Origin of the sequence: Methylocaldum sp., assembly GCF_035627495.1 — a bacterium.
In the GTDB taxonomy this organism is placed as follows: Bacteria; Pseudomonadota; Gammaproteobacteria; order Methylococcales; family Methylococcaceae; genus Methylocaldum.
In genome coordinates, this window is record NZ_DASPLO010000073.1 from 1 (window position 1) to 15,412 (window position 15,412).

Here is a 15,412-nt window from a genome sequence, read left to right on the forward strand (position 1 = left end):
GAGATGGTGATGCCGGGCGACAACGTCAAGGTCACGGTTAAATTGATCGCGCCGATCGCGATGGAGGAAGGCTTGCGCTTCGCCGTACGCGAAGGCGGTCGGACCGTCGGGGCCGGTGTGGTGTCCAAGGTGTTGGAGTAAATGCGCGACCCCCATTTGGTGTTTGTAGGGGTTGGCTAGTCAAATCAGCAGGGTATAAAGGTCAGTAGCTCAATTGGCAGAGCAGCGGTCTCCAAAACCGCAGGTTGGGGGTTCGAGTCCCTCCTGGCCTGCCACCTTTGCTGTCAAATAATCGCTTTTAATTCTGGTTAGGATGTTCATGGCTGCTCGGGCAGAGTCAAATTCCTCGGCCATCGATACGGCGAAGCTCGTGCTCGCGATCGGTTTGTTGATTGCTGGAGTAGTCGGTTTTTACTACTTCTCCCAGTATTTATTGCTGTACCGAGTACTTGGTGTTGTCGGTTTAACGATTGCCTCGATGGCAATGATCTTGACGACTTCGCTAGGAAAAAGCTTTTGGGGCTTTTTGAAGGAGGCGAGGGTAGAGGTCAGGAAGGTGGTATGGCCGACACGTCAGGAAACCGTACAAGCAACGTTAATCGTTGTGGCTTTAGTTTTCGTGGTCGGTTTGATGCTATGGTTCCTTGATATGTTCCTGTTCTGGGTTATTAGTCAACTGACCGGGCAGGGGGCGTAACATGGCGTTACGCTGGTACGTAGTGCATGCGTACTCTAATTTCGAGAATCAGGTGAAGCGTTCTCTGGAAGAGAGAATCAAACGGTCGGGCCTGGATCACTTCTTCGGGAAAATTCTTGTTCCAACAGAGGAAGTCGTCGAAATGCGCATGGGCCAGCAAAGGAAAAGTGAGCGCAAGTTCTTTCCGGGATACGTTCTGGTTCAGATGGAGCTAAACGACGAAACGTGGCACTTGGTTAAAGAGGTTCCGCGTGTTCTTGGTTTCATTGGTGGAACTTCAGATCGGCCTGCGCCAATTTCTGATCAGGAGGCCGAGGCAATCTTAAGCCGAGTCGAAGAGGGTGCAACCAAGCCGAAGCCGAAGGTTCTTTTCGAGGTTGGCGAGGTTGTCCGAGTAATCGAAGGCCCCTTTAAAGATTTCAACGGCGTGGTGGAAGAAGTCAATTACGAAAAAAACAAGCTGCGCGTATCAGTTTTGATTTTTGGGCGTTCGACACCGGTTGAGCTCGATTTCGGTCAAGTCGAAAAGGCCTAGTCTTCTTTTTCACAAATTCCCGAGGCGAATGTAGGCTGTTCGTTGCGGGTACGGGGAGCTCCAGAGCGCTATCACCCAACAGGAGTAAATAATGGCAAAGAAAATAACTGCATATATCAAGCTTCAGGTCAAGGCCGGCGAGGCGAATCCTAGCCCTCCCGTGGGTCCGGCACTCGGCCAGCGTGGCGTAAACATTATGGAGTTTTGCAAGGCGTTCAATGCGCATACGCAAAATGTCGAAAAGGGATTGCCGCTGCCCGTTGTAATCACGGTGTATAGCGATCGCAGTTTCACGTTCATCACTAAAACGCCCCCAGCTTCGGTGTTGCTCAAAAAAGCGATCGGCTTGGCTAAAGGCAGTAGCAATCCGAATACTAATAAGGTAGGAACGGTTTCTCGAGACCAGTTAGCCGAAATCGCTGCTATGAAAATGCCGGACCTGACCGCGGCTGACATGGAAGCGGCCGTTCGCACCATCGCGGGCAGTGCGCGCAGCATGGGTCTGAATGTGGAGGGTGTGTAATGGCTAAGTTGACCAAGCGCGCCAGAGCAATCAATGAAAAGCTTCAGCCCGGAAAAATGTATGGTGCTGAGGAGGCCTTTGTCGTCTTAAAGGAGCTTTCGACCGTTAAGTTCGTCGAGGCGGTTGATGTGAGCATAAATCTCGGTGTTGACCCGAGAAAGTCCGACCAGGCTGTTCGGGGCGCAACCGTGCTACCCCACGGTACCGGTAAATCTGTCCGTGTCGCCGTCTTTGCGCAAGGAGCAAATGCGGAGGCCGCGAAAGAGGCCGGTGCAGACATTATCGGTATGGATGACCTCGCCACTCAAGTGAAGGCAGGCGAGCTAAATTTTGACGTTGTCATTGCATCGCCGGACGCCATGCGCGTAGTGGGGCAGTTGGGCCAGATTCTGGGTCCGCGTGGCCTCATGCCGAACCCAAAAGTCGGTACGGTAACTCCGGATGTCGCGACGGCAGTTAGGAACGCGAAGGCGGGGCAGGTTCGCTATAGAACCGACAAGAAAGGTATTATTCACTGCACCATCGGCAAAGTGAACTTTGAGCCGAACGCGCTGAAAGAAAATCTAGAGGCGCTGCTAACCGACCTCAAGAAAGCCAAGCCCTCCACGTCGAAGGGCGTTTATCTGAAGAAGATTACCGTGTCTTCTACCATGGGGCCTGGATTGCCGGTCGATCACGGTAGTCTTGCCGCGTAAGTAAAACAGACTTTGGGTTGCCGGTACCGCCGGTAACCGTCAAAGACCGCAGGTGCGCCTCGGGCGCTTAATCGACAACGCCTGCGCAGACGGTGTACTGAAGCCGCGATCGGTGAAAGGAGCCGTTTTAGGGGCACCCTGATTTTTAGGGTGTTTTTAGGGCTCTGAATGGTTCCCAACTGTTCAGACTATTACTGGAGATAAAAGGTGGCGCTAAGACTGGATGACAAGAAAGCCGTCGTCGCAGAAGTCGCTGCTGTTGCCGCTAAAGCGCATTCTGCAGTAGCTGCAGAGTATCGCGGGTTGACCGTTTCCCAACTGACCAACCTCCGCAAGGTCGCGCGCGAATCGGGCGTATACCTAAGGGTTATCAAGAACACCTTGGCTCGCCGGGCAGTGGAAGGTACCGACTTTGCCTGTATGCAAGAAGGGCTGGTCGGGCCGTTGATCCTGGCGTTTTCTATCGAGGATCCGGGTTCCGCGGCGCGCGTTGTCTACGACTTTTCAAAGCAGCACGAAAAGCTGGTCGTGAGGCTGGTCGCTGTTGGCGGGAAGCAGTACGGGGCATCCGAAATCGAGCGGTTGTCGAAACTGCCCAACAAGGAACAGGCTCTGGCCATATTGATGGGTGTGATGAAGGCGCCGATCGAGAAGTTTGTCAGAACTTTGGCGGAGCCTCACGCTAAGTTGGCTCGAACAGTAGCGGCAATACGCGATCAAAAGCAAGCGGCTTAAGCAAGCTTACATAGTTATTTTGGAGTAATTCGATGGCAGTATCTAAAGAAGACATTTTGGAAACCATTGCCAATATGACGGTGATGGAAGTGGTGGACTTGATTTCCGCTATGGAAGAAAAGTTCGGTGTTTCGGCGGCCGCGGCGGTAGCAGCCGCACCGGCAGCTGCAGCGGCAGCGCCTGCGGTTGAAGAAAAGACCGAATTCGATGTTGTGATGACCGGTTTCGGCGAGAACAAGGTCAACGTAATTAAAGTGATTCGCAGTATCACCGGTCTGGGTCTGAAAGAGGCCAAAGATCTCGTTGAAGGAGTTCCGTCTACGGTCAAAGAAGCCGTAAGCAAGCAAGAAGCCGAAGACATTAAGAAACAGTTGGTCGAGGCAGGCGCTGCGGTTGAAATTAAATAATTGTTTCGACGTCTGACCTAAGTCGATCTTTGTAAGGCTGGCAGCTAATCGCTGCCGGCCTTTCGGCGCTTGCGCCGACCCATAGTAAATGAATGTATAGCTCGCCCCTATGGTGAGCAGTTGAGGCGCACAGTGCAACCCAGTGTCCGGCCGAATTACTTCTACTGTCCTATGTCTAATTCTAATCTGCAAGTGGTCATCCGAGTCTTCTAATCTCCGATAGACATCGTGGTAATTTCGTTTGAACTTTTAAGGTAAGGAACCACTATGGCCTACTCTTTCACCGAGAAAAAACGCATCCGTAACAGTTTTGGCAAACGTCGTGACGTACTTGAAGTCCCTTATCTTTTAGCAACCCAAGTCGATTCATACAAGAGATTTTTGCAGGCCGATGTTCCTCTCGGTAAGCGCATCGAGGAAGGTCTGCATGCCGCATTAAAGTCAGTCTTTCCGATCGAAAGCCACTCCGGGCATGCGGTTCTAGAATATGTAAATTACTCCTTGGGTGAACCCACGTTCGACGTCAAAGAATGTCAGCAACGGGGCGCCAACTACGCGGCTCCCTTGCGTGTGCTAGTACGTCTGGTGATCTACGACCGTGATGCGCCTGCCAGTGCCAAAGTCGTAAAGGATATCAAAGAGCAGGAAATTTACATGGGCGAAATCCCGCTCATGACGGACACCGGCACGTTCGTGGTTAATGGGACGGAGCGAGTTATCGTTTCGCAATTGCACCGCTCGCCAGGTGTCTTCTTTGATCATGATCGCGGTAAAACGCACTCGTCCGGTAAGCTTTTGTTTAATGCTCGGATCATTCCCTATAGGGGATCTTGGCTGGATTTTGAGTTTGATCACAAAGACAGTGTTTATGTCCGAATAGACCGTCGGCGGAAGTTGCCCGCGACAGTTCTTTTGCGGGCGCTCGGTTATGACAACGAGCAAATCATCAAGCTGTTTTTCGAAACCAACCGTTTTTCGTTCTTAAAAGAAGGCGTTCTGCTTGATCTCATTCCGGAGCGTTTGCGCGGTGATATCGCCAGTTTCGATATTAAATTCGATGGGCAGATGATCGTCGAAAAGGGCCATCGGATCACGGCGCGCCATATACGGCAGATGGATAAGGCAGGATTGAAGCAGCTGGAAGTGCCGAGGGATTACCTCTATGGCAAGATCCTCGCTCACAATGTGGTCGCCGCAGGCACTGGTGAGTTAATTGCCAAGGTAAACGATGAGATTACGGAGGATCTATTGAGCCGCATAATCGCGGCCGATATCGAAGCCGTCGACACTCTGTACATCAACGATCTTGATCGTGGGCCATACATGGCCAATGCGATGCGGATCGATACGACAGAGACCCAGCTTGACGCCTTGGTAGAAATTTACCGCATGATGCGTCCTGGCGAGCCGCCCGCCCGGGAAGCCGCACAGACGCTGTTCGATAATCTTTTCTTCTCGCCGGATCGGTATGACCTGTCGGCTGTCGGTCGCATGAAGTTCAATCGCCGTCTTGGACGCTCCGAGATTACCGGGCCGGGGGTGCTGACTAAAGAAGACATCATCGATGTCCTCAAAGAGCTCATCAATATTCGTAACGGCATAGGCACGGTCGACGACATCGACCATCTTGGCAACCGCCGCGTACGTTCTGTCGGTGAAATGGTGGAGAATCAATTCCGGCTGGGCCTGGTCCGAGTGGAGCGTGCTGTCAAGGAACGCTTGTCCCTTGCGGATGCCGAGAACCTTATGCCACAGGAAATCATCAATGCGAAGCCGGTGGCGGCATCGATCAAGGAGTTCTTCGGTTCCAGCCAATTGTCTCAATTCATGGATCAGAATAACCCGCTCTCCGAGGTGACCCACAAGCGCCGCGTTTCGGCGCTAGGTCCGGGCGGTCTCGCTCGGGAGCGCGCGGGTTTTGAGGTGCGCGACGTTCACACGACCCACTACGGGCGCGTTTGTCCTATCGAAACACCGGAAGGACCCAACATCGGTCTGATTAATTCATTGGCTGTCTATGCTCGTACCAATGAATACGGATTTCTTGAAACGCCGTATCGTAAGGTGGTCGACTGTATCGTTACCGACGAGATCGAGTACCTTTCCGCAATCGAAGAGGGCAAGTATTTCATCGCTCAGGCCAGTGCCAAGGTGGATGAAGCCGGCCGATTGATGGACGACCTGGTTTCCTGTCGTCATAAAGACGAGTTTACCCTCGCGTCCGCCGAGCAAATCAACTACATGGACGTGTCGTCACGGCAGATTGTCTCGGTCGCTGCGTCCTTGATTCCATTCCTGGAGCACGACGACGCCAACCGTGCGTTGATGGGATCGAATATGCAACGCCAAGCCGTTCCTACCCTGCGAACCGAGAAACCCTTGGTCGGTACAGGCGTGGAGCGCATTGTAGCCCGGGACTCAGGTGTGACGGTCATTGCGAAGCGCGGCGGAACGGTTGAGTTCGTCGATGCGGGACGTATCGTCGTCCGTGTAAACGACGACGAAACCGAGGCGGGTGTGCCCGGCGTCGACATCTACAACCTGACGAAGTACACGCGTTCAAACCAGAACACCTGTATCAATCAAAAGCCCTTGGTAAAGCTGGGCAACGTCGTGGCAAAAGGCGACATCCTCGCGGATGGGCCGTCGACCGATATGGGCGAGTTGGCATTGGGGCAGAACCTTTTGGTTGCCTTCATGCCCTGGAACGGATGCAACTTCGAGGACTCCATTCTGATCTCGGAGCGGGTGGTGCAGGACGATCGTTTCACCACCATCCATATCGAGGAAAAAACCTGCGTAGCTCGGGATACCAAACTAGGGCCGGAAGAAATCACCGCCGATATTCCCAACGTAGGCGAAGCAGCGCTAGCCAAACTGGATGAGTCCGGGATTGTCTACATCGGCGCCGAGGTAAAAGCGGGCGATATTCTGGTGGGCAAGGTCACTCCGAAAGGTGAAACCCAGCTCACCCCGGAAGAAAAGCTGCTTCGGGCTATTTTCGGCGAAAAAGCGTCGGATGTGAAAGATACGTCCTTACGTGTGCCCTCCGGTATGGACGGTACCGTCATCGACGTTCAGGTGTTCACCCGTGACGGCGTCAAAAAGGATGAGCGGGCGAAGCAGATCGAGCAGGCGGAAATCGACCGGGTTAAAAAGGACCTGAACGACCAGCTCCGCATTATCGAGAAGGACTTTTACCAACGTGTAGAGCAGATGTTGGTAGGCAAAGTTGCCGAATCGGGCCCCAATAGGCTGAGATCGAGTGAGGTGATCACCAGTGATTACCTCGGGGGATTGAAGCAGTCCCAGTGGCTGGAGATTCGTCTGCAAAACGAAGACCTGAACGTTCAACTTGAGGCTATTGCCGAGCAAATCGCTCAGCAACGCGAGGAGATGAACAAGAGACTCGAGGAGAAAAAGAAAAAAATCGCTATGGGCGATGATCTCCCGCCCGGGGTTTTGAAGATGGTCAAGGTTTATTTGGCTGTCAAGCGTCGCGTTCAGCCGGGTGACAAAATGGCGGGACGCCACGGCAACAAAGGCGTCATCTCTCAAATCGTGCCGGTCGAAGACATGCCCTATTTGGCGGACGGGACATCGGTGGATATCGTGCTTAACCCTCTCGGCGTGCCTTCGCGTATGAACGTCGGCCAGGTATTGGAGACTCATCTCGGCTGGGGCGCCAAAGGTTTGGGGCTTAAAATCGGCAAGATGCTGGAAGCGAAGGCTAAGATTGAGGAAGTCCGCCAGTTCTTGAAAGACATCTACAACTGCAGCGGCAAAAAAGAGGATCTGGATCAATTGTCCGATAGCGAGATCCTCGAACTCGCCTCCAATCTCCGGGGTGGGGTGCCCATGGCTACGCCCGTTTTCGACGGCGCGACGGAAGAAGATATCAAGACCATGCTGCGGTTGGCGGATCTGCCCGAAAGCGGCCAAACTCGGCTAACTGACGGTCGTACCGGCGAGATCTTCGATCGCGCCGTGACGGTCGGCTACATGTACATGCTTAAACTCAACCATTTGGTCGACGATAAGATGCACGCTCGTTCCACCGGTCCGTACAGTCTGGTTACGCAGCAGCCTTTGGGTGGTAAGGCCCAGTTCGGCGGTCAGCGCTTCGGAGAAATGGAAGTCTGGGCGCTGGAAGCTTATGGTGCGGCCTATACGCTTCAGGAAATGCTTACGGTCAAATCGGACGACGTAACCGGACGCACCAAGATCTACAAGAACATAGTAGATGGCGACCATCGTATGGAAGCGGCTATGCCCGAGTCGTTCAACGTGTTGATCAAAGAGATTCGCTCCTTGGGAATCAACATCGAGTTGGAACAGGATTAATACGCTAGACGCATGATCCGGACCTTTTGAAGGTCCGGTTCGGCAGAACCGAATTTAGGAGAACGTCTGTGAAAGATCTCATTAACTTCTTAAAGCGTCAAAACCAGGCGGAAGAATTCGACGGCATTCGCATCAGTCTTGCTTCGCCCGATATGATTCGGTCCTGGTCTTATGGAGAAGTGAAGAAACCTGAAACGATTAACTACCGTACGTTCAAACCGGAGCGCGATGGTTTATTCTGCGCAAAGATTTTCGGGCCGGTCAGCGACTACGAATGTCTTTGCGGCAAATACAAGCGGCTAAAGCATCGCGGCGTTATTTGCGAAAAGTGCGGGGTCGAGGTCACGCTGTCCAAAGTCCGCCGCGAGCGCATGGGACATATCGAGTTGGCTAGTCCGGTAGCCCACATCTGGTTCCTGAAGTCGTTGCCCTCCCGTATTGCCTTGCTGCTCGATATGACACTGCGCGAGATCGAGCGCGTGCTTTATTTCGAGTCGTATGTCGTTATCGATCATGGAATGACCCCGCTCAATCGCGCGCAGCTATTGACCGAAGAGGAATATCAGCAGGCCGTGCAGCAGCACGGCGACGAATTCGTCGCGAAAATGGGCGCCGAAGCGATCTACGAGATGCTGAAGACCATGGATCTGAACGCGGAAGTCGCCACGCTGCGGGAGGAAATCGATTCGACGAACTCGGAAACGAAAATAAAGAAGCACACCAAGCGTCTCAAGGCCATCGAGTCGTTGATTTCATCCAATAATCGCCCGGAGTGGATGATCCTGACGGTCTTGCCGGTGCTGCCTCCGGAATTGCGTCCTTTGGTTCCGCTCGATGGGGGGCGTTTCGCTACCTCCGACTTGAATGACCTATATCGTCGTGTAATCAATCGCAACAATCGTTTGAAGCGACTGCTCGATCTCAACGCGCCTGACATCATCGTGCGCAACGAAAAGCGCATGCTGCAGGAAGCTGTCGACGCGTTGCTTGACAACGGCCGACGCGGACGCGCCATTACCGGCTCGAACAAGCGTCCGCTGAAATCGCTGGCCGATATGATCAAAGGCAAACAGGGACGATTCCGTCAGAACCTGCTCGGAAAACGCGTGGACTATTCCGGTCGTTCGGTGATCGTGGTCGGTCCTACCCTGAAGTTGCACCAGTGCGGCTTGCCGAAGAAGATGGCTCTAGAGTTATTTAAGCCATTCATCTTCAGCAAACTTCAATTCCGTGGGCTCGCGACCACGATTAAGGCCGCCAAAAAAATGGTGGAGAAGGAAAGCGCGGAAGTTTGGGATATTCTCGACGAAGTTATCCGCGAGCATCCGGTCCTGCTGAACCGTGCGCCCACGCTGCACAGACTCGGCATCCAAGCCTTCGAGCCGATCCTGATCGAGGGTAAAGCGATTCAGTTGCATCCCTTAGTCTGTACGGCGTTTAACGCCGACTTCGACGGCGACCAGATGGCGGTCCATGTTCCGCTTTCTCTGGAGGCACAGTTGGAAGCCCGGACGCTGATGATGGCGACAAACAATATTTTGTCGCCGGCCAACGGCGAGCCGATTATCAATCCTACTCAGGATGTGGTGTTAGGGCTTTATTACATGAGCCGCGAGAGGATCGATGCCAAGGGAACCGGCATGCTTTTCGCGGATGTCGCCGAGATCCAGAGGGCGTTTCAAACCAAGTCGGTCGACCTCCATGCCCGAGTGCAGGTTCGGATCAACGAAACCATTCTAGGGGAGAACGGCGAGAAGACGACCGTGCGTAAACGGGTCGAAACCATCGTCGGGCGCGCTCTGATCTGGACCGTCGTGCCGGAGGGGATTCCGTTCGAGATGATCAATCAGGATATGACCAAAAAAGTGATATCCAAGCTGATCAATCATAGCTATCGCACGCTGGGAATTAAGGCGACAGTCGTTTTCGCCGACCAATTGATGTATTTGGGCTTTTCCCACGCGACACGCGCCGGCATGTCTTTCGGGGTCGACGATATGGCTATCCCGACTCGGAAGGAAGAGATTATCCGCGCTGCGGAGCAGGAGGTGAAGGAGATCCAGAACCAGTATGCTTCCGGTTTGGTAACCGACGGCGAACGCTACAACAAAGTGGTGGATATTTGGTCGCATGCGAACGACCAAGTCGCCAAGGTCATGATGGAAGGGCTGGGTACGGAAGAAGTTGAGATGCCGGACGGGCAGATGGCGGAGCAAAAGTCCTTTAACTCCATCTACATGATGGCCGATTCGGGGGCTCGTGGCTCCGCGGCGCAGATCCGTCAGTTGTCCGGTATGCGCGGCCTTATGGCGAAGCCGGACGGATCGATTATCGAGACCCCGATTACAGCTAACTTCCGAGAGGGGTTGGACGTTCTTCAGTACTTCATCTCCACTCACGGTGCCCGTAAAGGTCTCGCGGATACCGCGCTCAAGACCGCAAACTCGGGTTATCTCACGCGCCGGCTCGTGGACGTGGCTCAAGATTTAGTCATTACGGAAGATGATTGCGGTACCAACGACGGCTTGCTCATGGCCCCTTTGATCGAAGGCGGCGACGTGGTGGAGCCCTTGGCGGAACGGGTACTTGGACGGGCGTTGGCCGAGGATGTCCGCGATCCGGCCAGTCAGGAACTCATCGTGACGGCCGGCTCAATCTTGGACGAATACGCAGTAGCATTACTGGAGGCACACAGCGTCGATAACGTTCGGGTACGATCGGTAATTACCTGCCGAACCCGTTACGGTGTTTGCTCAACCTGCTATGGGCGCGATCTGGGGCGGGGCCATAAGGTCAATATCGGCGAGGCAATTGGCGTTATTGCGGCCCAGTCGATCGGCGAGCCCGGCACGCAGCTGACCATGCGTACCTTCCACATCGGTGGTGCGGCATCCCGTTCGGCGGCAATCAGCAACGTGGAAGTGAAATCCGCTGGTACGATTAAGCTGAATAATCTCAAGACCGTGATCAACAAGGACGGCAATTTGGTCGCCGTATCGCGGTCGGGCGAAGTCAGCGTGATCGACGAGCACGGCCGTGAGCGTGAGCGCTACAAGATTCCCTATGGTGCAGTCTTGACGGTACGGGAGGGCGGGCCGGTCAGAGCCGGTCAGGTCGTGGTGAACTGGGACCCACATACCCATCCGGTTGTTACCGAAGTTAAGGGTTACGCGAAGTTGGTCGACTTCATTGAAGGCGTCACCGTTCGCGAGCAATCGGACGAAGTGACGGGCCTGAGCTCCATGGTGGTCATCGATCCCAAACAGAGGGGCGGTGCAGGCAAGGACTTGCGACCAATGGTCAAGCTGGTCGATGAACAAGGGAACGACATTCGAATTCCCTCGACGGAAATTGCCGCCCAATACTTCCTGCCGGCCGGCGCTATCATCGGTATTCACGACGGCGGTTTGGTTCAAGTCGGCGATGTGTTGGCGAGAATTCCCCAGGAATCGAGTAAAACCCGCGATATTACCGGCGGTCTGCCGAGGGTTGCCGATCTTTTCGAAGCGCGTAAAACCAAGGACCCCGCGATTTTGGCGGAAGCCACGGGTACCGTTAGCTTCGGCAAGGAAACCAAAGGCAAGCGCCGTATCGTCGTGACCGACGCTCACGGCCATCAACACGAAGTGTTGATCCCGAAATGGCGTCATATCACGGTGTTCGAGGGCGAGCATGTGGAGCAGGGCGAAACGATAGCCGAAGGCGATTTGACACCGCATGACATCTTGCGGCTTCGTGGAGTCGCCGAGTTGGCATCCTATCTAGTTAAGGAAATTCAGGATGTCTATAGGTTGCAGGGGGTAAAGATCAACGACAAGCACATTGAGGTAATCATTCGCCAGATGTTGCGGAAGATCGAAATAACCGATCCCGGCGACACCATTTTCCTCAAGGGAGAGCAAGCCGATCGGGCGCGGGTACTAGAGGAGAACGACAAGGCCGAAGCCGAGGGCAAGATTCCGGCGTGCTTCGAGCCGGTTCTGTTGGGTATCACGAAAGCCTCGCTGTCCACGGAGTCGTTTATTTCCGCCGCTTCTTTCCAGGAGACTACCCGTGTGCTGACGGAAGCCGCCATCCGCGGTTTGAGTGACAAACTGCTCGGGTTGAAGGAAAACGTCATTGTCGGTCGTTTAATTCCCGCCGGAACGGGATTGGCCTACCATTTGGATCGCAAACGCAGGGCCAAGCTTGCCGAAGGTGAAGAAGCCGAAGCAGCAGCAATCATTGATGCGGGTGACGTAGAAGAAGCCTTGAAGCAAGCGCTAAGTATGTAAGACGAGAAATTCAAAACGGCGGCCGGCCTTAAAATCCGCTCGCCGTTTTGTGTTGATCAATTGTCAAACAGCACTTAATCAGTAATATAATTCATTCAAATCAGCGAATCCTTGTTGTTCGTATCATCATGACGCCCGGTTTAATCCGGGTTTTTGCTGTCTATGCGGGGCAATTCGTCGCTGCGCCTGTTTTGCTAGTTTGGTAAGTCCGTAGATTTTTGGAGCACATTGAATGAAAACAAAAAGTTTGTGGAGCCTGGTGGCTGCAGGTTTGATTAGCGTCCTGATCGTTCCTGAGGTCAATGCAGCTGGAGACGCCGAAGCAGGGAAAACCAAGTTTTACACCTGTGAGGGATGCCACGGCGTGGTCGGCTACACCAATGCCTATCCCACCTATCACGTGCCCCGTTTGGGCGGGCAGCATGCCGACTATATCGTCGCGGCTCTTAAGGCCTACCGCTCAGGACAGCGTAAGCACGGGAGCATGCTTGGAAATTCGGCTACCATGAGCGACCAGGACATGCAAGATATTGGCGCTTATGTATCGAGATTCCGCTCGATAAACGTCAACTTGCCCGTTACCGGTAATGCGGCGGTCGGCCAAGGAAAAGCAGAAAGCTGTGGGGGATGCCATGGAGAAGATGGCAATACCACCGACGCGAATTTTCCGCGTCTCGCCGGGCAACATGAAAGTTATCTTGTTAAAGCTTTGGAGGATTACAAGTCCGGAGCCCGGAAAAATGCAATCATGAACGGTATTGCCGAGGGAGTGTCGGAGGAGGATATGAAGGATATTGCGGCCTTTTATGCGAGCCAAAAAAAGGGCTTGACGATAGTCAAGGAGTAGTCCTATCTAACCGACGGTCTTGGACCGATGCAATAGTCTTATTTTCTTGCGCTTGCCGAAGATCTTGGCTTCGGCAAGTTTCCCCTCGTGTGGTTTAGGTGACGAGTATCTCCGGCGCTGCCGTTTTACGGGTTAGCTAACTGTCAAACGCCACCAGCTTCATTTCTTAAATCATTCTCCACCGCTCGTCGTTTCCTGTTAGGGCGGGAGAGTTCTGCAACATGTGACTTTGAGATGCGATTCGGCACCCTGATTTTCTTGTTGACGATTCCTACAGTCATTTTAGGCGCAGAGGCGCAGGCTAAATCGGATTCGCGGGAAAGAGCCATCATGGGATGGCTGGAGTCCGTGTTCCTCAAGCCTTGGAACATCCGCGCAACGGCAAAACTGGATACCGGTGCTAAAACGTCGTCATTGCACGCCGGTAATGTCGAGCATTTTACGAGGAACGGCCAGGAGTGGGTGCGTTTCACATTGACCGGAACCGACGACAACAAATCCGCCGTGGTCGAGCGTCCTCTAGTGCGGATGGCCTATATAAAGGAGCGTAAGTCTCGGGCGACAAAACGTGACGTAGTGAGTATGGTGCTGTGTAAGAACGGCAAGGATTATGAAACCGAGTTCACGCTAGTTGATCGAAGCAATTTCAACTATCCGGTGCTCTTAGGCCGTAGCTTTCTAAAAGACGTGGCCTTGGTCGACTCGGCGGAAACCTTTATGTATAAAGCGGATAACGATCCTTGTGTGTCTGATGCGTCCGGCCAAAAGAAGAGCAAATAGCCACACGATTCGGCTGTCACCGTTAACGTAGGGATTGGGCCTTGCGGAACCTGCACGTTAAGATACTGGCGTTGGTCCTGGTGACCATCGGTGTTTCGCTTTGTTGGTACAAGGTAACCCGGCTCGGTTTGCCTTTGCTGCCCGCTGAGCAGGCAGAAGTATGGACCGTGGAGGCACGGATTGAGTTTAAGGCGAAGAGGGACACGCCGGTAAAGGTTCACTTCTTCATTCCCCGTGTGCCGGTTGGTTACACGGTCGTCGACGAGAATTTCGTATCCAGCAACTACGGTCTCACGACCGAAGATGACGGGGTGCATCGTTTCGCGGAATGGGCGGTGCGCCGGGTAAAGGGTTATCAGGTGCTTTATTACCGCATTAATCTAGCCCGAGATCCAATGGCTGCATTGCCTTCGGCAACGTCCGTCGTCGCCAACGTGCAGGCGCCCGAATTTCCGGAACTGATGCGTTCGGCTGTTGGTGCGTTGCTGGATGAGGTCCGCAGCAAATCGGCGGATGCCGCTACTTTCTCTCGGGAGCTTTTGTTACGCCTTAATGCGCCAACGCCCGGAGCTAATGTTGTCTTACTCAGGCAGGATATTCAGTCTTCCGAAGATTGGGTTCGCCGTATCGTGAATTTGCTGGCCGCCGCGAATATTCCGGCGCGGATGACACACATTTTGATTCTTAGGGACGGTATAAGCCATGGTTCCTTGACACCCTGGCTGGAGATCTTCGATGGCGCGGGTTGGCTGCCGTTCGATCCGGAAAAGGGTGAGGCCGGACTTCCCAAGGAAGCCGTAGTGTGGCATTCGGGAGACTCCCCGATGCTCGAGGTATCGGGTGGCAAGCGTGCCAAGGTCGAATATTCGGTCACTAAGCAGACCCAGGACATGACACTGGTAGCCGAGCAGCGGGCGCGGCAGATGGGTTCCCGCATTATGGAATTTTCCCTGTTCAGTCTTCCGGTACAAACTCAGAACGTTTATCGTGTGCTGCTTTTGGTGCCGGTGGGAGCATTTTTTATCGTCTTTTTGCGAAATGTAATCGGCATTAAAACCTTCGGTACCTTTATGCCCGTTCTGATTGCATTGGCTTTCCGCGAGACTGAACTGCTGTGGGGCGTGATGCTTTTTTGCGTATTGGTGGCGTCGGGACTTCTCATCCGCTTTTATCTGGAATATCTCAAGCTTCTCTTGGTTCCGCGTCTGGCCTCGGTGCTGATCATCGTCATTTTGCTGATGGCGACGGTCAGTTTGTTGAGCCATAAATTAGGCATAGATCGTGGTCTTTCGATCGCCTTGTTCCCTATGGTGATATTGGCTATGACCATCGAGCGAATGTCTTTGGTCTGGGAAGAATCGGGCCCCGCCGAAGCCTTGAAGCAAGGTTTCGGCAGTTTGTTGGTTGCTTCGCTCGCTTATCTCATCATAAGTAGTAAGGTGCTCGGACACCTTGTGTTCGTATTCCCCGAGTTGCTATTGGCAGTGCTGGCGATGACATTGCTGCTAGGGCGTTATACTGGCTACCGCCTGACCGAGTTGTGGCGCTTCAGGGCGGCATTAAGGCGATAGATGC

At 53.7% G+C, this 15,412-nt stretch carries 12 protein-coding genes and 1 tRNA gene; all 13 read left to right on the forward strand.

The features are described 5' to 3' along the window. Positions 1 to 141 (forward strand): EF-Tu C-terminal domain-related protein (locus VEB01_RS05940; protein ID WP_475441503.1); only part of this gene is annotated, 141 nt, incomplete at its 5' end. Positions 142 to 199: 58 nt separating this feature from the next. After that, a tRNA-Trp gene (locus VEB01_RS05945) sits at positions 200 to 275 on the forward strand. A gap of 44 nt (positions 276 to 319) precedes the next feature. Beyond that, positions 320 to 697 (forward strand): preprotein translocase subunit SecE, encoded by a 378-nt coding sequence (gene secE, locus VEB01_RS05950; RefSeq protein WP_324873673.1) that lies wholly within the window; start codon positions 320 to 322, stop codon positions 695 to 697. Between the two features lies 1 nt (position 698). Further along, entirely contained in the window at positions 699 to 1,232 is a 534-nt protein-coding gene (gene nusG / locus VEB01_RS05955) for a transcription termination/antitermination protein NusG (protein WP_324873675.1), read from the forward strand. A gap of 91 nt (positions 1,233 to 1,323) precedes the next feature. Beyond that, a complete protein-coding gene (gene rplK / locus VEB01_RS05960) occupies positions 1,324 to 1,755 on the forward strand; it encodes a 50S ribosomal protein L11 (protein ID WP_324873677.1) in 432 nt (143 codons plus the stop codon). Then, entirely contained in the window at positions 1,755 to 2,450 is a 696-nt protein-coding gene (gene rplA, locus VEB01_RS05965) for a 50S ribosomal protein L1 (protein WP_324873679.1), read from the forward strand. Before rplK ends, rplA begins: the two co-directional genes overlap by 1 nt. Positions 2,451 to 2,657: 207 nt before the next feature. Then, positions 2,658 to 3,185 carry a 50S ribosomal protein L10 gene (gene rplJ / locus VEB01_RS05970; RefSeq protein ID WP_324873681.1) on the forward strand — a complete coding sequence of 176 codons (528 nt, stop codon included), beginning with the start codon at positions 2,658 to 2,660 and terminating at the stop codon, positions 3,183 to 3,185. Between the two features lie 32 nt (positions 3,186 to 3,217). Further along, positions 3,218 to 3,592 (forward strand): 50S ribosomal protein L7/L12, encoded by a 375-nt coding sequence (gene rplL, locus VEB01_RS05975; protein ID WP_324873683.1) that lies wholly within the window; start codon positions 3,218 to 3,220, stop codon positions 3,590 to 3,592. 267 nt (positions 3,593 to 3,859) lie between these two features. Beyond that, on the forward strand, positions 3,860 to 7,936 hold the full coding sequence (gene rpoB, locus VEB01_RS05980) for a DNA-directed RNA polymerase subunit beta (RefSeq protein ID WP_324873685.1): 4,077 nt from the start codon (positions 3,860 to 3,862) through the stop codon (positions 7,934 to 7,936). An 80-nt stretch (positions 7,937 to 8,016) separates the two neighbouring features. Next, positions 8,017 to 12,210 carry a DNA-directed RNA polymerase subunit beta' gene (gene rpoC, locus VEB01_RS05985; protein WP_475441504.1) on the forward strand — a complete coding sequence of 1,398 codons (4,194 nt, stop codon included), beginning with the start codon at positions 8,017 to 8,019 and terminating at the stop codon, positions 12,208 to 12,210. 232 nt (positions 12,211 to 12,442) lie between these two features. Next, positions 12,443 to 13,057, forward strand: coding sequence for a c-type cytochrome (locus VEB01_RS05990; protein WP_324873689.1), 615 nt, complete (start codon positions 12,443 to 12,445; stop codon positions 13,055 to 13,057). 234 nt (positions 13,058 to 13,291) lie between these two features. After that, positions 13,292 to 13,837, forward strand: a complete 546-nt coding sequence (locus tag VEB01_RS05995; RefSeq protein ID WP_324873691.1) for an ATP-dependent zinc protease family protein — start codon at positions 13,292 to 13,294, stop codon at positions 13,835 to 13,837. A 41-nt stretch (positions 13,838 to 13,878) separates the two neighbouring features. Next, on the forward strand, positions 13,879 to 15,408 hold the full coding sequence (locus VEB01_RS06000; protein WP_324873693.1) for an inactive transglutaminase family protein: 1,530 nt from the start codon (positions 13,879 to 13,881) through the stop codon (positions 15,406 to 15,408). Positions 15,409 to 15,412: the final 4 nt, after the last annotated feature.

Excerpts from the sequence above, each read along its gene's own strand:
- secE (WP_324873673.1), top strand. The coding sequence starts at position 320 with ATGGCTGCTCGGGCAGAGTCAAATTCCTCGGCCATCGATACGGCGAAG.
- nusG (WP_324873675.1), top strand. The coding sequence starts at position 699 with ATGGCGTTACGCTGGTACGTAGTGCATGCGTACTCTAATTTCGAGAAT.
- rplK (WP_324873677.1), top strand. The coding sequence starts at position 1,324 with ATGGCAAAGAAAATAACTGCATATATCAAGCTTCAGGTCAAGGCCGGC.
- rplA (WP_324873679.1), top strand. The coding sequence starts at position 1,755 with ATGGCTAAGTTGACCAAGCGCGCCAGAGCAATCAATGAAAAGCTTCAG.
- rplL (WP_324873683.1), top strand. The coding sequence starts at position 3,218 with ATGGCAGTATCTAAAGAAGACATTTTGGAAACCATTGCCAATATGACG.
- rpoB (WP_324873685.1), top strand. The coding sequence starts at position 3,860 with ATGGCCTACTCTTTCACCGAGAAAAAACGCATCCGTAACAGTTTTGGC.
- VEB01_RS05990 (WP_324873689.1), top strand. The coding sequence starts at position 12,443 with ATGAAAACAAAAAGTTTGTGGAGCCTGGTGGCTGCAGGTTTGATTAGC.
- VEB01_RS05995 (WP_324873691.1), top strand. The coding sequence starts at position 13,292 with ATGCGATTCGGCACCCTGATTTTCTTGTTGACGATTCCTACAGTCATT.